Genomic DNA, 18,279 nt, shown 5'->3' with positions numbered 1-18,279 from the left:
GGCGGTGGGGCTCGCCGCTTCCTGGCCATGGATAGAGCGGCAAAAATCATAAAAGTGCAGTGCCCGGCGATGGGCCTCACACCGGGACGTGATTCGCGCCACTGAATTAGTCTGACTTTTTAATTGAAAATTCTCGATTTATAGCTATAAATCGTTTCTCCCCATTCAAATAGAAAGACTACTGAACAGAAAAACCTTCAACGCTGTCCGACCAGTAACGGACTCGACGCGCGTTCAAAACAACAACAAAACCACAGGAAGGTCACACCATGCTTGAATCCAGACAGTTGCTCACGGCCCTCGGAGTGTCTCTGATGATCGCCACCCCCGCCTCCCAGGCCGCCGGCCTGACCAATGAACACGGCGCGTTCGGCAAGACCGACGACGGCACGCCAGTGGAGAAATATGTCCTGCGTAACAGTCACGGCATGGAGGCCACCGTCATTACTTACGGCGGGATACTCCAGTCGCTGATCGTGCCGGACAAACAGGGCAAGACCGCCGACGTGGTGCTCGGTTTCGATGATGTCCAGGGTTATCAAAAGAACGGCAACGTGTATTTCGGCGCCACCATCGGCCGCTTCGGCAATCGCTTGGCCGACGGCGCATTCGAGCTGGACGGCAAGCGTTACCAGGTACCGCAGAACGACCATGGCAACTCCCTGCACGGCGGACCGCAAGGCTTCGACAAACGTGTATGGAAGGCCGTACCCCATGACGGCAAGGACTCGGTGGGCGTGACCCTGACCTACCTGTCAGCCGATGGCGAGATGGGCTTTCCCGGTGCACTGAAAACCGACGTCACCTACAGCCTCAACGAACAGAACGAGTTACGCATTGAGTACAAGGCCACCACCGACAAGCCTACGGTGCTGAACCTGACCAACCACAGCTACTTCAACCTCGCCGGTGCCGGAAATGGCGACATCCTGAAACAGGTGGCGACCTTGCATGCCGCCCGCTACACGCCGGTCACCGGCAAGCTGATCCCCACCGGGGAACTGGCGCCCGTGGCGGGCACCCCGATGGACTTCACCAAACCGACCGCCATCGGCACCCATATCAAGGCTGACCATCCCCAACTCAAGTTCGCCGAACCGAAACAGGGTGGTTTCGATTTCAACTGGGTCCTCGATGCCAAGGGTGACGTGAGCAAACCGGCCGCCGATGTCTACGACCCGCAGTCGGGACGGCGTTTGGAGCTCTTCACGACGGAGCCTGGCGTGCAGTTCTACACCAGCAACTTCCTCGATGGCACGGTCAAGGGCAAGCAAGGCAAGACCTACCCGCACTGGGGCGCGTTTACCCTGGAAACCCAACACTTTCCCGACTCGCCAAACCAGCCGGCGTTCCCTTCCACACGGCTTGATCCAGGCCAGACCTATACCCAGACCATGGTGTTGAAGTTCTCGGCGAAGTAAACCTGATCGCTCCCGCATCGTCCGGCGCAAGCCGTCACCCTGTGGGAGCGAGCCTGCTCGCGATGGCGGCGTCACAGGCAACATCATCGCCAACTGACCCACCGTTATCGCGAGCGGGCTCGCTCCCACAGAACAGAGGATCGGATATCGAACACTTGGTCTATCCTGCTGCAACACGTTTGATGTTCAAGCACACAGGAGGCAGGCATGAACACTCTCGAATTGGCAGGCATGTCCGTACCGGTGATCGGCCAGGGCACTTGGCGTATCGGGGAAGAGCCATCCCAGCACAAAAAAGAAGTCGCGGCCCTGCGCCTGGGCATCGAACTGGGCATGACCCTGATCGACACGGCGGAGATGTACGCCGAGGGCGGTGCCGAGGCAGTGGTCGGCGAAGCGATCACCGGCCTGCGGGATCAGGTGTTCCTGGTGAGCAAGGTCTACCCCCACAACGCCAGCCGCAAGGGCATCCCGCAAGCCTGCGAACGTAGCCTGCGGCGACTGGACACCGACTACATCGACCTCTACTTGCTGCATTGGCGCGGCCAATACCCACTGGAAGAAACCGTCGAGGCCTTCGAACGTCTGCGCGAAGAGGGCAAGATCAGTCGCTGGGGCGTCTCGAACTTCGATGTCGCCGACCTTGAAGAACTGGCCTCCCCTGCCTGCGCCACCAATCAGGTGCTGTACAACCTGCAGGAGCGTGGCATCGAATACGACCTGCTGCCCTGGTGTCAGCAACGATCCCTGCCGATCATGGCCTACTGCCCGGTCGGTCAAGGTGGACACCTGCTCAAGGATCACACCCTGCGCCAGATCGCCGAAAGACACGGCGCGACGCCGGCGCAGATCGCCCTGGCCTGGTTGCTGCGCCAGGACAACGTCATCGCCATCCCCAAAGCCGTACAACCGGAACACGTACGCTTGAACGCCGAAGCGGCGAATCTCAAGCTCGCCCCCCAGGACCTCGCCGCCCTCGACCTGATCTTCCCGCAGCCCCAGGGTAAGCAGCGGCTGGCGATGGTGTGAGTCAGTCAGGCAACTAGGACGAATAAGCAGCCTGTGGGCAAAGCTTGCTCGCGATAGCGGTCAGTCTGAATGGACTGCCATCATCGCGAGCAAGCTTTGTTCCCACCGGGTTTCAATTTTCACCGACAGCGGTTGTCCAGGCCTCCTGCCGCTGCTGCACGACAACAGCGCTTTCGCCCAACAGTTCGGCATACACACCCGGCGCGGTGGCACCTTCGGTGTTCACCACCAGGACTCGGGAATCGGTGTCGATACCCAGGTCGGCCGCAACGCCTTGCGCCGCGATCACATGCATCAGGCCGGCGAGGCCTGCCACACCCGACTCTCCCGCTACCAGTGGAATGTCACGGGCACTGCCCGCCGCCAGGCGGCGCATGGCGGTCACGGCTTCGTCGTCCTCGATGGTCATGAAGAAATCGACACAGGGCTCAAGAAAACGCCAGGCCAGCGGGGACGTCTCGCCACAGGCCAGGCCCGCCATCACCGAGTCGACCGAGCCGGTCGCTTTGGCGGCCCGCCCCTCGACCGCGCTCTGATACAGGCAGTCAGCCTGCTTCGGCTCCACCACGACGAATACTGGCCGCCGCTCGCCGTATTGCTCCCACAGATAACTGGCGATACCTGCAGCGAGGCCACCGACGCCGCCCTGTAGGAACACGTGGGTAACTGGCGCATCAGCCTGCAACGCTTCAAGCACTTCAGCCGAGATCGTGCCGTAACCCTGCATGACATCCCGCGGAATCACTTCGTACCCTTCGTAGGACGTGTCGGAGACCACGATCCAGTCATGGGCGGCGGCCAGCGCGGCGGCGGCCTCCACCGACTCGTCATAGTTGCCGGTGATGCGCACGATCGTGGCGCCATAGGCCGCAATGGCCTCTTCGCGCTCGATACTGACGTTCGCGTGCAGGACGATGTGACACTGGCAACCGATACTCTGGGCCGCCGCGGCCAGCGCCCTGCCGTGGTTGCCATCCGTGGCGCTGATCACGGTGAAGCCTGCCAACGCATCGGCATGCTTGCCTTCCAGCAGATCGCGGGGCAAGAAGCGCTGCTCAGGGAAGGTCCGCAGGATCAAACGCACCAGGGCGATGGGCGCACCCAGTGCCTTGAAGCTGCCCAGGACCGAACGCTGCGACTCGTCCTTGAGCAGGATCTGCGCGACCCCAAGTTCCGCCGCCAGGTCGGGCAGTTCGTACAGGGGCGTTGCCGAGGCATTCAGACGCGACCATTGCGCAAGCCACTGCCGGCTCTCGTTGGCTTTTTCGACACTCATGATTGTGCGCAGGGCTTCGGGATACGGTTGGCGAGTGGCCTTGGGATTAGCGAAGAACATGGGAATCTCCAATGAACAGGCAATAGCAAACCCGTGCCGTCGGTGTTGAAACCAACGGACAGGCAAAAACGTTTCAGGTATCAGGCGGCGTTGAGACGTCGCACGACGACATCGAGCTGCACCTGCGCGCCCTTGATCAACTGATCGTCGTCGGTGTGCTCGCGGGGGTTATGGCTGATCCCGCCACGGCTGGGGACAAAGATCATCGCGGCCGGTGCGATGCGGGCGATCATCTGCGCGTCATGCCCCGCACCGGAGGTCATCCGACGGTGACTGAACCCGAAGCGCTTGGCGCTGGCTTCGATTTCGTCGGCCAGCGTGGCGTTGAAGATCACCGGCTGGAAACGTACCAGCTGTTCGGTCGAGATGTTGACGCCCTGCTGCTCGGCGATATGACCGAGGTACCTGGACAACCGGTTTTCGGCAGCGACCAGCTTTGCCTCGTCGGGATCGCGCAGGTCGACGGTGAAGGTCGCCTTGCGGGGAATCACGTTGATGACATTCGGTTCGAACTTCATGCAGCCGACAGTGGCCAGGGTGGTCCCGGTCTCCACCGCGATTCGACGCAGTTCAACCACAATAGAACTGGCGACCAGGCCGGCATCGTGTCGCAGGTGCGTGGGCGTGGTGCCCGCATGGTTGGCATTGCCCTTCACTTCCACCTGTTGCCAAGAGATGCCCTGGAGGTTTTCGACGACACCGATCAAGGTGTCCTCGGCTTCCAGGATCGGCCCCTGCTCAATGTGCAGCTCAATATATTCATGAGGGACAATCGCGCCCGGTTCCAGGGTGCCGGCGTAGCCGATGCGTTCGAGTTCATCCCCAAGACGCGAACCGTCGGTGCCGATGGTGTCGAGCGCTGCCTCGACCGACAGCCCGCCCGCATAGACCAGCGAACCCATCATATCGGGCTGGTAGCGCACGCCTTCCTCGTTGGTGAAAGCACCGACCGTGATGGAGCGTCCGGGAAACACACCCGCCTCGCGAAAAGCACGAATGACGGCCAACCCGGCAAGTACACCGTAACAGCCGTCCAGCGCACCGGCATTGGTCACCGTGTCGATGTGCGAACCCATCATCAGCGGACGCTGGTCGCCCTGTTCGCTCGCCGAGCGCAACGTGCCGAACAGATTGCCGATCCGGTCGATCTGGATATCCAGCCCCAGCTCACGCATCCATCCCTGCACCCGATCGCGCCCGGCCTTATCGGCATCGGTGAGCGCGATTCGAGTACGCCCGCCGTTTTCCGCGTCGGCCCCCAACTGACCGAGGGTTTGAATCTGCTGAAGCATGAGGGTGCCGTTGAGTCGCAGCTCGTTCATCAGATTCTCCAAGGGGTGTCTGGTGTGGAGAAATTCTATTCCCCTCAGATGCATGAAAATCTTGATTTTCGCGATAAAGATGAACTTTTATTGCGTTATCACAAGCGATCACGCCAATACCCCTGTTGGAGCGAGCTCTGCTCGCGATGGCGTCGGCATATTCAACATCGATTCAAGCTGCCCTACCGCTATCGCGAGCAGGCTCGCTCCCACAAGGGATTGTGCAAACTGAACTTTCGAGTAGACCTTTCATGAGCCTGGATTCTTTCGACCTTGCCCTGCTGGACGCCGTCCAGCGTGACGCCACCACTTCCCAGCAGGATCTTGGAGACCGGATAAACCTGTCTTCGGCTGCCGTGAACCGGCGACTGAAGAAACTGAGTGCCGAAGGTGTCGTGCTTGGGACCGTCGCCCGTGTCGACCCGGCTGCCCTGGGCTATACCTTGACCGTCATTACTGAAGTTGAAGTCGAAAACGAACGCCTCGACCTGCTGGACGCCATGAAGCGCACCTTCCTTGCCTGCCCTCAAGTCCAGCAGTGCTATTACGTGGCGGGCGAATGCGATTTCCTGCTGATCATGCTGGTGAAAAACATGGAGCAGTACACGCAGTTGACCCGCGAACTGTTTTTCGAAAGCAACAACGTCAAGCGGTTCAAGACGCTGGTGTCGATGAGCAACATCAAGTCAGACCTGTACGTGCCGGTCTCGTGAGTCCTCCAGGTTGTTGGGGGCTTCTTAGCCGTCAAGGGAATGATGCCTGCCTGTCTCGCTCTCCCAAAATCCCGCGGCACTGCTAGGCTGGATCAACCGGTACCGACAAAAACAATAATCGCGGGAGAAACCTCATGCTCACGAAAATTCACCCCTTCAGCCGTTGCGTCGCCCTCGCCGTAGCCCTTGGCGCTACAACGCTCGCCCTGCCCGCCCTAGCACTGGACACCGTGAAATTCATGGCCCCGGGCTCCGTGGGCGGAGGCTACGACCAGACCGCGCGGATCCTGGGCAAGGCACTGGTCGAGGCCGAGGCCGCCAAGTCCGTTACGTTCGAGAACAAGGGGGGTGCCGGGGGTACGTTGGGCCTGGCGCAGTTTGCCAACAGCACCAAGGGCGATCCCAACGCACTGCTGGTGGTAGGCGCGATCATGGTCACGGCGGTGGAGCAGAACAAACCGCAGATCACCTTGAAGGATGTGACCCCCATCGCCCGGCTGTTCACCGAATACAACGTGCTTGCCGTCCGCCAGGATTCGCCCTACAAAAACCTGGATGACCTGTTGAAAGACTTCAAGGCCAAGCCTTCCAGTATCAAGTGGGGCGGCGGCTCGAAGGGTTCGATCGATCACATCGGCATCGCTGATCTGGCGAGCAAGATGGACATCCCGGTCAATCAGGTGAACTACGTCGCCTATGCCGGGGGCGGCGAAGTCGTCGCCGCGACCCTGGGTGGACACATCACCGTGATCACCGGGGGCTATGCCGAGCTGGCCAAGTATGTGCAATCCAAGCAGTTCCGCCTTTTGGCCATCGGTGCGCCCAACCGTGTCGAAGGCATCGACGCGCCGACCCTCAAGGAAAGCGGCTATGACGTGACCATCGGCAACTGGCGTGGCGTTTACGGCGCGGCGAATCTCTCGCCGGAACAACGCCAGCAAGTCACCGACGCCGTACTGGCCGCCACCCACAGCAAGGTCTGGCAGGAAAACATCAAGGCCAACGCCTGGACCCAGGTCATCCTGACCGGTGACGAGTTCGGCAAATTCGTCGATGAGGAGCATGCGCGCCTGCGAGCCATGCTGGTGAAGGTCGGATTGCTCTGACATGGCCCGCCCGAACGCAATAGTGCCAATCCAACTGGCCATCGGCGTCGGCGTGATCGCCATCGGCCTGGTCCTTGCGATTGGCGCTTTGCGCTTTCCCCCCGAAATGGGTTTCGTCATCCTGGGGGCTCACGTCTATCCGTGCGCCGTGGCCGTGTTCCTGGCCGGGGTGGGCGTGGTGCTGAGCTACCAGGCGATGACAGGCGGTTTTCGTGAACTGTCGCAGGATCTTCAAGCCTCCAGCCTGCAGGCCAACGGAAAGTCGGGAGCGGCCTGGGTAACCGCCGGCATTGTGGCGATCGCCCTGCTCATCAATGTCATCGGGTTCGTATTGGCCGCGGCGCTGCTGTTCGCCTGCTCGGCACGCGGGTTCGGCAGCCGCCATCCCCTGCGTGATCTCGCCATCGGCATCGCCCTGACGCTGCCGATCTACTGGCTGTTCAATGCCGGGTTGGGGGTCGCTTTGCCGCCCCTGATCAATGCCTGGATCTGATTTGGGTCGAAGGAGATCATGCAGTGGACATTCTCTTGAACCTGGCTTCGGGTTTTGCTTCGGCGCTGGATCCGATCAACCTGCTATGGGGCTTCATCGGTTGTTTGCTCGGCACCGCCATTGGTGTGTTGCCGGGGATCGGACCGGCATTGACGGTGGCGTTGCTGCTGCCGATCACCGCCAAGGTCGACCCGACCGGCGCCTTGATCATGTTCGCCGGGATCTATTACGGCGCCCAGTTCGGCGGCTCGACCACCTCCATCCTGCTCAATACGCCGGGCGAGTCGTCGTCGATGATCACGGCCCTGGAAGGCAACCTCATGGCCCGCAACGGCCGCGCTGGGCCTGCCCTGGCGACGGCTGCCATCGGCTCGTTCGTGGCCGGCACGGTCGCCACCCTCTTGCTGACCCTGTTCGCCCCCCTCGTCGCGACGCTGGCCCTCAGATTCGGGCCGGCGGAGTACTTTGCCATCCTGGTGCTGTCGTTCACCACGGTGTCGGCGGTCCTGGGCGCGTCCATGCTGCGCGGCTTCGCGTCCCTGGGCATCGGCTTGACCATCGGCTTGATCGGCCTGGACTCCACCTCGGGCATCGCCCGCTACACCCTGAGTGTGCCCGAGTTGGTGGACGGCATTGAAGTGGTGCTGGTGGCGGTTGGCTTGTTTGCCGTGGCCGAGGCGTTGTACAGCCTGCTCTACCAAGGGGAAGAAACGACCGGACGGCATCGGATGACCTCGTTGTGGATGACCCGTACCGACTGGAAACGCTCCGTTCCCGCCTGGATACGCGGAACGATGATCGGCTTTCCCTTTGGTTCCATTCCCGCTGGTGGCGCCGAGATCCCGACCTTCCTGTCCTATTCGGCCGAGCGCAAGTTGAGCAAGCACCCGGAAGAATTCGCCGCCAGCAGGGGCAAGGGCGCCATCGAAGGCGTGGCGGGCCCGGAAGCGGCCAATAACGCCAGCGCCACAGGCTCCCTGGTACCGCTGCTGACCCTTGGCATTCCCACTTCGGCCACGGCGGCGATACTGCTGGCGGCCTTTCAGAACTACAACCTGCAACCGGGCCCGATGCTGTTCCAGACGTCGGGTGAGTTGGTCTGGACGCTGGTGGCATCGCTGTACATCGGCAACCTGATCCTGCTGGTGCTTAACCTGCCGCTGGTGGGTCTCTGGGTGAAGCTGCTGCAGATCCCACGGCCCTACCTCAATGCGGGCATCCTGGTGTTTGCCTCCATTGGCGTGTACGGCATGCGCCATTCCTCGTTCGACCTGATGCTGATGCTGGCGATCGGTTGGGCCGGCGTGCTGATGCGGCGTTTCGATTTTCCCGTCGCGCCTGTCATCGTTGGCATGCTGCTGGGGCCGATGGCGGAGAAACAGCTGCGCAACGCGTTATCCATCAGCCAGGGCGACTGGACGGTGTTCCTGACCGAACCCATTTCGGCCACGTTTCTGGGGCTGACGTTGCTGGTGCTGGTGGTGCCTCATCTGCTTCACCGGCGGGGTATTCGCCTGCACGAGGATGATTGACCAGCGGAAACACCTGTGGGAGCGAGCCTGCTCGCGATGGCGGTGGGTCAAGCAACGTCGATGCTGAATGTTCCGCCGTCATCGCGAGCAGGCTCGCTCCCACAGAAGCTCCCCCCGTATGTCTTGAGTCGGATCAAGGTCCCTCAGAACAACCCCATCTGCCCACCCACCAGGGTCAGGAAATCATCCCCCACGAACGGCAGGATCGCATCCGCCACCGGTTGCAGCTGCCTGGTCACGTAGTGGTCGTAATCGATGGGCGCGCTGCGGGTTTCCAGCGGCTCGGGGCCGGCGACGGTGATGACGTAACTGATCCAGCCGCCGCTCTGGTATTGCCGTGGACGGCCCTGGCGCTGGTTGAACTCGTCGGCAATCCGCGCCGCCCGCACATGGGGTGGAACGTTGCGCTCGTAGTCGTCCAGGGGCCGGCGCAGGCGCTTGCGGTAGATCAGCCGATCATCGAACGCCCCGGCGAGGGTCTGGTGCACGTAGTCGCGCACGTAGTCCTGGTAAGGCTTGCGGTGGAAGATCCGCTCATACAACTCCTGCTGGAATTGCCGGGCCAACGGCGACCAGTCGGTGCGCACGGCCTCCAGCCCCTTGTAGACAATTTCGTCGCTGCCGTCGTCGCGGGTCACCAGCCCGGCGTAACGCTTCTTGCTGCCCTCTTCGGCACCCCGGATCGTCGGCATCAGGAAGCGTTTGAAATGGGTTTCGAACTGCAACTCCAGGGCGCTCTCCAACCCAAATTCTTCGTGCACGTATTCGCGCCACCACTGGTTGACGTACGCCACCAGTTCGCGGCCGATGCCGGCCGCCTCTTCCTCGCCGTGGGCACGGCGCAGCCAGACGAACGTGGAATCGGTGTCACCATAGATCACCACATGCCCCCGGGCTTCGATCAACTGCCGGGTCTGCTGCATGATCTGGTGGCCGCGCAAGGTAATGGACGAGGCCAGCCGCGGATCGAAGAAGCGACAGCCACTGGAACCGAGCACGCCGTAGAAGGCGTTCATGATGATCTTCAGGGCCTGGGACAGCGGCGCATTGCGCTCACGCTTGGCGGTTTCCCGGCCTTCGGCGACCCGTGCCACGATGGACGGCAGGCAATGCCGCGTGCGCGAGAACCGAGCGCCGCGAAAACCGGGTACCGACTCGCGGTCGTCCGGGTGACGCAAGCCTTCGATCAAGCCCACCGGATCGATGAGAAAGGTGCGGATGATCGATGGATACAGGCTCTTGTAGTCCAGAACGAGCACCGATTCGTAGAGCCCCGGCTGAGAGTCCATGACAAAACCGCCCGGGCTGGCCTGGGGCGGGCGTTGACCAAGATTCGGCGCAACGAACCCCTGGCGGTGCATCAGCGGCATGTACAAATGCGTGAACGCAGCCACTGAACCCCCGCTGCGATCCGCCGGCAGGCCGGTGACGCTGGCTCGCTCCAACAGGAACTTGAGCAGTTCGGTCTTGGCGAAAATACGCGTCACCAGCTCGCAGTCCTTGAGGTTATAGCGAGCCAGGGCAGGCTTGTCCTCGGCGAACATGCGGTTGATTTCGTCCATGCGCTGGTAGGGGTTGTCGATGGACTTACCTTCCCCCAATAAGGTCTGGGCGACGTTTTCCAGGCTGAACGAAGGGAAACTCCACGTCGCCGAACGCAGGGACTCGATGCCGTCGATGATCAGCCGTCCGGCCGCCGAGGCGAAGAAATGGTTGTTGCGTGCGCCATGCTCGCGCCACTGCATCTCTTCACCCCCGCGTCCCAGGCGCAACGGTACCGCCAGGCGCCGGGCGTGTTCGTGCAGCACGCGCAGATCGAACTGCACCAGGTTCCAGCCAATGATCGCGTCAGGATCGAAACGGGCGAACCAGTCGTTGAGTTTTTTCAGCAGCAAAGTGCGGGACTCGCAGTATTCGAGCTGGAAATCCACGCCGCTATCATCGCCATTGGGCGGGCCGAGCATGTACACCTGACGCTCACCGCAGCCCTCCAGGGCAATGGAATACAACTCGCCCTGGGCGGTGGTTTCGATGTCCAGGGACACCAGGCGCAACGCCGGTCGATAGTCGGGGGCGGGTTTCATCTGGGCGTCGAGCAGCAGGCCGTCGGCGGCGGGGGTGCCGCCGAACCAGACCGGCGCGGTGATGAAGCGCTCCATCAGGTAACGCTCCGGCGGTCGGATATCAGCCTCGAACACTTCTACCCCGGCCCGGCGCAGGGTGGTGTCCAGCCGCATCAGCTGAGCGTGCTGGCGGCAATACAGGCCCAGCACCGGACGATGCTCGAAGTCCAGCAGGTCGAGGGGACGCAACTCGACGTCTTTTTCTCCCTGCAACAACGCTTGTGCCTGGCCGCGCTGGATCTGCGGCACGAACGCCACCGACGGCTGCACCGCCAGGCGCACGCGCTGTGGCCCGGCATCGGTGGCCAGCCAGAACTCGACTTCGGTGCCCGCAGGAGTATCGCGCCAATGCCGGGTCAGGACGAAGCCCTGTTGTAGATCCACCGCGGTGACCTCAAATCTTGGGTAAGGGGTGATTCTACCGCCATCTCCCAGGCAAGCAGTGACCTGTGGCGAGGGGATTCATCCCCGCTGGGCTGCGGAGCAGCCCTGAATCCTGACACCTCGGTGCATCAGACAGATTAAGTTGACTGTCTTGGGGCTGCTTCGCACCCCAGCGGGGATAAATCCCCTCGCCACAAAATGTATGGCGCAGAATCGGGGTAAATTCGCTACCGATGGCGCTTTTGGACGACTGGCCGCCGCTTTACCGCTTGCTCTGTGCCGTTGGGTCTACGATTCTTTTACCACCCGCAAAAACACACCCGAGGCCCTTCATGAAAACCGTCGCACAGTTGCTCCGGATGAAAGACGAGAAGAACCAGCAAGTACACACCGTCTCACCGGACGACATGGTGTTGCAGGCGCTGATGCGCATGGCCGAAAAGAATGTCGGTGCCTTGCTGGTGGTAAAAAATGATGAAGTGCTGGGCATCATCAGCGAGCGCGACTATGCCCGCAAAATGGTCCTGCATGGTCGCTCGTCGGTGGGCACGCGCGTCAGCGAGATCATGGTATCGCCCGTGATCACGATCGACCCGCACCAGAACGTCGAGACCTGCCTGAGCATCATGACCGAAAAACACCTGCGCCACTTGCCGGTGGTGGAAGACGGCAAGCTGGTCGGCCTGCTGTCCATCGGTGACCTGGTCAAGGAAGCCATCGCCGAACAAGCCGACCTGATCCGGCAACTGGAGCAATACATCCGCGGAGAATGATCGATCCCGGGCCGTGTGAGGTGAATTCTCACGCGGCCCGTCAGACAGGTTGCTCATTCTCGACGGACTTCTATATTGAAGGGGTTGTCCTGCCGAGCATCCCCATGGCCGATACCGACCGACTGATCATCTGTGAGCATTGCGATGCGGTGTACGAGCCGGTCGTACTCATGGCGCACCAGAAAGCCTCGTGCGTGCGATGCCATGCGGTGATTCAGCGCTACAACGGCCTGACCATCGAAAAGCGCCTCGCCCTGAGCGTGACGGCCGCCGTGCTGTGGGCCTTCACCAATGTCTATCCGGTGATGAATATCCACTTCCAAGGCCTGAGCAACAGCGCCACGCTGTGGGACTCCATCGTGGCGCTGAGCCAGGGGCCGATCACTTTCATCGCGCTGGTCGCCGCCGTGGCAATCATCATCGCGCCGGCTCTGCAACTGGTGCTTCTGCTCTGGGTGTTGGGCCACGCCTACGGCAACCGGCGGGCGCCGGGGTTCAACCTGTGCATGCGCAGCCTGGAAACCCTGCGGCCGTGGAGCATGCTGGAGGTCTGTCTGCTGGGGGCCCTGGTGGCGGTGATCAAGCTCGCCGGGCTGCTGGACGTGCTGCCCGGCATCGGCCTGTTCGCCCTGGCGGCCTTGAGCCTGCTGATGATCCGGATTGCCGGGCGCGACGTCCGCGACCTCTGGGACACCCTGTGAACGGCGAGCCGCTGGGCACCCCACCCCAGGCCAGCGACCTGAACCTGTGCCTGTGCCATGGCTGCGGCCTGGCCTGCGACATGACCCACGAACCCCAGACGTGCCCCCGTTGCGACGCCGTCCTGCATCGACGCAAACCCGATCCCATCACTCGCACCTGGGCTTATATGCTGGCCGCGCTGGTGTTCTATATTCCAGCCAACCTGCTTCCGGTGATGAACACGCAGATGCTCGGCGACGGCGCCGACAGCACCATCATCAGCGGTGTTATCGAGTTCTGGCATAGCGGGGCCTGGGACATCGCCCTGATTATCTTCATCGCCAGTATCGCGGTGCCGGGCATCAAGTTCGTGGTTCTGACCCTGCTGCTGGTGACCGTCCAGCGGCGCAGCACCTGGGCCCAGCTCCAGCGGGCGAAGCTCTACCGGCTGGTGGAAGTCATCGGCTATTGGTCGATGCTCGACGTGCTGGTGGTGGCCCTGGTGGCGGCCCTGGTGAAATTCCAGGCACTGAGCGATATCGAACCACGACCGGGGATTCTGTTCTTTGGTCTCGTGGTGCTGTTTACCATGCTGTCGGCCATGAGTTTCGACCCACGGTTGATCTGGGACACCCCACCATCCGAGGAGGCCACGGATGAAGTCACAAGCCACTGACGGACACAAACCGTTACCGGGCCGCGCCCATGTCACCAGCCGCCGCTGGACGGTGTCGCTGGTGTGGGTGGTGCCGATCATTGCGGTGCTGGTGGGGTTGTCCCTGGTGGTCAATAACTGGCTGCAGGAGGGGCCGACCATCACCATTACCTTCAAGACCGGCCAGGGCCTGACCGCCAACAAGACCCAGGTGAAATATCGCAACGTGGTGATTGGCCAGGTCACCGACGTGCAACTGAGCGACGATCAGAAAAACGTCACCGCGACGGTCAAGCTCGCCAAGACCGCCGACACGTTCACGCACGAGGACTCGGTGTTCTGGGTGGTACGGCCGCGCATCGGCGCTGGCGGCATCTCCGGGATCGACACCCTGCTCTCCGGCGATTTCATCGGCGCCGATGCCGGCCAGTCCAAGGTGCGCGCCAAGTCGTTCACTGGCCTGGAGGCCCCACCGCCGATCACCTACGGCGAACCGGGCAAACGCTTCACCCTCCATTCCCAGGACCTCGGTTCCCTGGACATCGGTTCCCCCGTGTACTTGCGCAAGATCCCGGTGGGCCAGGTCGTTTCCTACGGGCTGGACGCCGACGGCAAAGGCGTCAATATCGACGTGTTCATCAACGCGCCCAACGATGTGTACGTCACCGAAAACACCCGGTTCTGGAACGTCAGCGGCGTGGACCTGAACGTCGGCGCCAACGGATTTGCCGTCAAGACCGAATCGCTCTCGGCGCTGCTGTTGGGCGGTATCGCGTTTCGGGCCCCGGAATACAGCCCCAACGACACCTCCGCCAGCGAGGACAAGACCTTCGAACTGTTCGCCGATGAGCAGAGTGCCCTGGCGCCACCCAACGGCAAGGCACAATACCTTGCGCTTCGTTTCGATCAGGCATTACGTGGATTGCGGGTCGGCGCACCGGTCGAATTCCTGGGCGTAGAGGTGGGTCGGGTGGTGGCTATCAATCTGGATTTTGACGAGAAACAGCGCAATTTCCCGATCAACGTCGGCGTTGTGATCTATCCCCAGCGGCTGGGTAAAGCCCACGAGAAATTGCTCAAGGCGCTCAATCACGACCCGGAGGACGAAGCCGCCTCGGCCCGTCTGATGGGCAGTTTCGTCGAGCGGGGTCTGCGTGCCCAAGCGCGTAACGGCAGTCTGCTGACCGGACAGTTGTACATTGCCCTGGATTTCTACCCCAAGGCCGAAAAAGTCGCGTTCGATCCGAATGCCCGTCCTGTCCGTATCCCAACCATCCCGGGAAGCCTGCAGCAGTTGCAGGAGCAACTGCAGTCGGTGGTCGAGCGGATCAACAAATTGCCGTTGGAAAGCATCGCCAGCAACCTGGATGGCAACCTGGTGGAGTTGCGCAAAGGCCTGACGCAGTTCAACAGCAAGACCCTGCCGGGGGTGCAGAACACCTTGCAGGACGTCAGCAAGACCCTGCAATCGGCCAACTCGACCCTGGCCGAAGATTCGCCGCAGCGCGAACAACTGACCCAGACGCTCGACGATCTGGGCCGCATGTCACGTTCGCTGCGTGAACTGTCCGACTACCTGAGCCGCCATCCTGAATCGCTGCTTCGCGGCCGTCCCAAGGACGCTCCGGCGCAGAACCTCACATTCCCGGTGGACGAATGATCACAGGAGCCCGCCCCATGCCGTCGATGCTGAAATCCGCCCTGATTGCCGCCCTGCTGCTGCTCGGTGCCTGCCGCAGCGATCCGGTCCATTACCACACCTTGAGCCCGGCCCAACCGGCGAGCCAACCACCCGCCAACGTCGACATCCGGATCGAGCAAGTGAGCGTTCCACCCCAGGTGGATCGCCCCCAGATGGTCATACGCCAAGGCAACAGTGGCCTGGTCATCCTGGAAACCGAATGGTGGGGTGCCAGCCTCGCGGATGAGCTGCGCAGCAGTCTGGAGGAACAACTGAGCAACCCTGGGGCTGCCCGATTATTGTTGCGCGTGGATGTGCAGCGTTTCGACTCGATCCCTGGCCGTTATGCCCGTATGGATGTGCAATGGCGCATGCGTAGCCTTGGCAACGAAGCCTCTCCCCTCACCTGCCGCAGCACACTGCAAACACCGGCATCAGGCGCCCTCGACGATTTGGTGACAGCCCATCAGACCAACGTGCGGCAATTCGCCGACCTGGTTGTCCGGACCGCTGCCCGTAAAACCTGCCCATGATCCTTTCGGCCGCGCCTACGACGGCCAGTGCTGCGACAACACTGGCGCGATCCGCGGGTGCTGGTCGATACGCTCCAGCACACTATGGAAGTCTGGCCGCGCGCTGAGCATGGCCTCTCGCGTTCCAACCCATTTGGTGATGACAGCGGCGAGAATATCCAGGGCGCCGGGTTCGTCGCCGCTCAGGAAGGGTTGTGCCGGGAATTGATCGGCAAACAACGCCCAGTTGCGGTACAGCCGTTGCTTCGTGCCCGACACCAACTGCTGCAGGGTGGCGTCGTCCGCCTCCAGCCAACGCTCCGGAAAATCGATGATGCCGATGGGTGTATAGCAATTGGCGGCGATGTAGACCAGACCCCGTATGGCTTGTGCGCGCTGCCCGGGATCGTCCGGCAACAACTTCGACGCAGGAAAGGTCAACCCCAGATGAATCAGTATGGCCGCGGCTTCGGTCAACACCGAGCCGTCCGGCAGCTGCAGGGTCGGGACTTGTTTCAGTGGGTTCAACGCCTCGAGTTCTGTCGCTGCCTCGCTGTCTTCGGTCGAGTAGGCATCGATCCGGCGATAGGGCACGCCGCACAGGCACAACGCAATCTCCACGGCCGAGGAGCCGGATTGTCTGTGGCCGAATAACTGGTACATAAGCCAGCCTCCCTGTTGGGTTCAAACGATAGAACCCGGCGGTTGGTCGATGTTCCGTCCGATGGACGACAGGCCACTCCCCACAATCAGCTATCACTGCCGTCGATGTTCACCATCACGTCAATGAAGTTCTCTTGATGATTGCCCGGCGCAACAATGGCGCTACACCAACCCACAACACCCCGGAGCACACCATCATGAAACGCCAAATCATCCTCAGCCTCGCTTTCTCGGTTCTGGCCGCTAACGTATTTGCCGCCTCCTCCCATCCGCTCGTCGCCCAGGATGGCTCTGATCGACTGATCGAACAACGCGTCGCCGAAGGGGGTTCCGACCGCCTGATGGAGAAACGTGTTGCACAAGATGGCTCTGATCGTCTGATCGAAAAACGCGTTGCCGAAGGTGGCTCTGATCGCCTGATCGAGAATCGCGTTGCCGAAGGTGGCTCTGATCGCCTGATCGAGAATCGCGTTGCCGAAGGTGGCTCTGACCGCCTGATCGAGAATCGCGTTGCCGAAGGTGGCTCTGACCGCCTGATCGAGAATCGTGTAGCTGAAGGGGGTTCCGACCGTCTGCCGCAGAACCGCGTATGAGTTTTCTAACCGCAACACCCGAAAGCGTCCCAATACAAGCCCGGCCTAACCCGCCGGGCTTTTTCATGATCGTGATGCACGGCTCATGCATCGCTGGTAACGCTCATCCACCCGCTTGGCAAACCAAGCCGTGGTCAACTTGCGTGTGATTTTCGGACTCTTGAGCACAATGCCCGGCAACACCGCTCGGGGCAACGGTTTACCTTCGGCTTTCTCGGCCAGTTCGAACACCCGCTTGTAAAGTTTGCTGTCTTCGAACGCCAGGCTGTCGCCCAACTCCAACTGGTCACGGATGGTCGGATTACGCATCCCCAAGGATTTACCCAGCGTGCGCACCGCCAGTTCGGTGCTGCCGGGCATGATCGAATCATGCAGGATCAGGTCGCCGTCCAATGCCAGGGAAATCCCTGAGGCGCGACTCACCGCGTGCTGGAATGCCGCGTTGCGACTGGCATACCAGCCGGCATTGAAATCGGCAAAACGGTACAGCGGTTCGGTGTAGCTCACCGGGTATCCCAGCAAATGAGCGATGCCGAAATACATGCCGCCTCGACGACTGAACACTTCGCGACGAATCGAGCCGTCCACCGTGTAGGGGTAGTTACGGGCGTTGGCCTGGGCAAAGGCAATGCTGACTTGCATCGGCCCGCCGGTATGCACCGGGTTGAAGCCATCGAACAGCGTCTTGCCCAATGGCACCATACCGATGAAATCATCGAAGATGCCGCTCAGTTCCTTCTCGCTGCGCGCCCCGTTGAGCCGGTCGGCATAGCTCTTGCCATTGGGTGAACGCACCTGGAGCGCGCCGCTGACCAATACATTGGGGATGTGCAGCTTCGCCGCGCGCCGGTCGATTTCCTGGCGGGCAATCCTGCCCAACCCCGGCACCGTCGGATCGGCCTGGAAAGTGGACTCTTGTTCGGTCACCGCCAGCACCGAGCAGATATTCTGTGTGGTGGGCGGGATCTGCTGTGCGGCAAACGCAACGTATATATCAGTGGCCCAGCCCTCTCGGTCTACCGTCCTGGCGGGCAGCAACTGAACGATCTGCGCCTTGACCTGCGCTGGCTGGCGTTCAGGCTCCTGGGCCTGACGAGTGCCGCAACCGGCCAGGGCCAGCAGGGAAAACAGACCGATCAACCCTCGATTGAATCGCATAAAACTCCAACAGTTTTGTTATTTCTGTGGCCAGACACCCTGTGGTGGACATGTGGGAGCAAGGCTGAACTGGCCGCGATGACGGGGGCACATTCAACATCGAT

At 61.5% G+C, this 18,279-nt stretch carries 17 protein-coding genes; 12 read left to right on the top strand and 5 right to left on the bottom strand.

Annotation, left to right across the window (positions count from 1 at the left end; all coding sequences use genetic code 11):
* Nucleotides 1-269 precede the first annotated feature (269 nt).
* Together EGM97_RS19575 and EGM97_RS19570 are read left to right on the top strand one after the other, a co-directional pair.
* A complete protein-coding gene (locus tag EGM97_RS19575; RefSeq protein ID WP_238964496.1) occupies nt 270-1,421 on the top strand; it encodes an aldose epimerase family protein in 1,152 nt (383 codons plus the stop codon).
* 207 nt (nt 1,422-1,628) lie between these two features.
* A complete protein-coding gene (locus EGM97_RS19570) occupies nt 1,629-2,450 on the top strand; it encodes an aldo/keto reductase (RefSeq protein ID WP_238964495.1) in 822 nt (273 codons plus the stop codon).
* 112 nt (nt 2,451-2,562) lie between these two features.
* On the opposite strand, the gene EGM97_RS19565 is transcribed toward EGM97_RS19570, so the two are convergent.
* Both EGM97_RS19565 and EGM97_RS19560 read right to left on the bottom strand, forming a co-directional pair.
* Nucleotides 2,563-3,786, bottom strand: coding sequence for a diaminopropionate ammonia-lyase (locus EGM97_RS19565; RefSeq protein WP_238964494.1), 1,224 nt, complete (start codon nt 3,784-3,786; stop codon nt 2,563-2,565).
* An 80-nt stretch (nt 3,787-3,866) separates the two neighbouring features.
* Nucleotides 3,867-5,108: a Zn-dependent hydrolase gene (locus EGM97_RS19560; RefSeq protein ID WP_238964493.1), complete on the bottom strand. Its 1,242-nt coding sequence runs from the start codon at nt 5,106-5,108 to the stop codon at nt 3,867-3,869.
* 251 nt (nt 5,109-5,359) lie between these two features.
* On the opposite strand from EGM97_RS19560, the gene EGM97_RS19555 reads away from it, so the two are divergent.
* From EGM97_RS19555 to EGM97_RS19540, 4 genes are all read left to right on the top strand, one after another.
* Nucleotides 5,360-5,821, top strand: a complete 462-nt coding sequence (locus EGM97_RS19555) for an Lrp/AsnC family transcriptional regulator (RefSeq protein ID WP_238964492.1) — start codon at nt 5,360-5,362, stop codon at nt 5,819-5,821.
* Nucleotides 5,822-5,955: 134 nt separating this feature from the next.
* Nucleotides 5,956-6,927 carry a Bug family tripartite tricarboxylate transporter substrate binding protein gene (locus EGM97_RS19550; RefSeq protein WP_238964491.1) on the top strand — a complete coding sequence of 324 codons (972 nt, stop codon included), beginning with the start codon at nt 5,956-5,958 and terminating at the stop codon, nt 6,925-6,927.
* Nucleotide 6,928: 1 nt separating this feature from the next.
* Nucleotides 6,929-7,420 carry a tripartite tricarboxylate transporter TctB family protein gene (locus EGM97_RS19545; protein ID WP_238964490.1) on the top strand — a complete coding sequence of 164 codons (492 nt, stop codon included), beginning with the start codon at nt 6,929-6,931 and terminating at the stop codon, nt 7,418-7,420.
* A gap of 23 nt (nt 7,421-7,443) precedes the next feature.
* Nucleotides 7,444-8,952: a tripartite tricarboxylate transporter permease gene (locus EGM97_RS19540; RefSeq protein ID WP_238964489.1), complete on the top strand. Its 1,509-nt coding sequence runs from the start codon at nt 7,444-7,446 to the stop codon at nt 8,950-8,952.
* Nucleotides 8,953-9,095: 143 nt separating this feature from the next.
* Here EGM97_RS19540 and EGM97_RS19535 read toward each other — a convergent pair whose 3' ends face one another.
* The gene (locus EGM97_RS19535; protein ID WP_238964488.1) at nt 9,096-11,459 is read right to left on the bottom strand and encodes a DNA polymerase II; all 2,364 of its coding nucleotides are present in this window, start codon (nt 11,457-11,459) and stop codon (nt 9,096-9,098) included.
* Nucleotides 11,460-11,791: 332 nt separating this feature from the next.
* On the opposite strand from EGM97_RS19535, the gene EGM97_RS19530 reads away from it, so the two are divergent.
* The 5 genes from EGM97_RS19530 (at nt 11,792) to EGM97_RS19510 (ending at nt 15,782) form a co-directional block, all read left to right on the top strand.
* Nucleotides 11,792-12,232, top strand: coding sequence for a CBS domain-containing protein (locus EGM97_RS19530; RefSeq protein ID WP_053154498.1), 441 nt, complete (start codon nt 11,792-11,794; stop codon nt 12,230-12,232).
* 104 nt (nt 12,233-12,336) lie between these two features.
* On the top strand, nt 12,337-12,933 hold the full coding sequence (locus EGM97_RS19525; protein ID WP_238964487.1) for a paraquat-inducible protein A: 597 nt from the start codon (nt 12,337-12,339) through the stop codon (nt 12,931-12,933).
* Nucleotides 12,934-12,944: 11 nt separating this feature from the next.
* Complete coding sequence (locus EGM97_RS19520) at nt 12,945-13,589, top strand: paraquat-inducible protein A (RefSeq protein WP_238964574.1); 645 nt, start codon at nt 12,945-12,947, stop codon at nt 13,587-13,589.
* The gene (locus tag EGM97_RS19515) at nt 13,570-15,228 is read left to right on the top strand and encodes a PqiB family protein (RefSeq protein WP_238964486.1); all 1,659 of its coding nucleotides are present in this window, start codon (nt 13,570-13,572) and stop codon (nt 15,226-15,228) included. The genes EGM97_RS19520 and EGM97_RS19515 overlap by 20 nt, the downstream gene beginning before the upstream one ends.
* A gap of 17 nt (nt 15,229-15,245) precedes the next feature.
* On the top strand, nt 15,246-15,782 hold the full coding sequence (locus tag EGM97_RS19510) for a PqiC family protein (RefSeq protein WP_238964485.1): 537 nt from the start codon (nt 15,246-15,248) through the stop codon (nt 15,780-15,782).
* A gap of 15 nt (nt 15,783-15,797) precedes the next feature.
* Here EGM97_RS19510 and EGM97_RS19505 read toward each other — a convergent pair whose 3' ends face one another.
* Nucleotides 15,798-16,424 (bottom strand): glutathione S-transferase family protein, encoded by a 627-nt coding sequence (locus EGM97_RS19505; RefSeq protein ID WP_238964484.1) that lies wholly within the window; start codon nt 16,422-16,424, stop codon nt 15,798-15,800.
* A 197-nt stretch (nt 16,425-16,621) separates the two neighbouring features.
* Between EGM97_RS19505 and EGM97_RS19500 the strand changes: the two genes are divergently transcribed.
* The gene (locus EGM97_RS19500) at nt 16,622-17,017 is read left to right on the top strand and encodes a hypothetical protein (protein WP_238964483.1); all 396 of its coding nucleotides are present in this window, start codon (nt 16,622-16,624) and stop codon (nt 17,015-17,017) included.
* A 63-nt stretch (nt 17,018-17,080) separates the two neighbouring features.
* Here EGM97_RS19500 and EGM97_RS19495 read toward each other — a convergent pair whose 3' ends face one another.
* Nucleotides 17,081-18,175: a DUF1615 domain-containing protein gene (locus tag EGM97_RS19495; protein WP_238964482.1), complete on the bottom strand. Its 1,095-nt coding sequence runs from the start codon at nt 18,173-18,175 to the stop codon at nt 17,081-17,083.
* Nucleotides 18,176-18,279: the final 104 nt, after the last annotated feature.

The organism is Pseudomonas sp. AF32, assembly GCF_022342325.2.
Taxonomy (GTDB): Bacteria; Pseudomonadota; Gammaproteobacteria; order Pseudomonadales; family Pseudomonadaceae; genus Aquipseudomonas; species Aquipseudomonas uvaldensis.
Note: the sequence above shows the minus strand (reverse complement) of the source record. Positions and strands in the feature narration are given on the sequence as shown.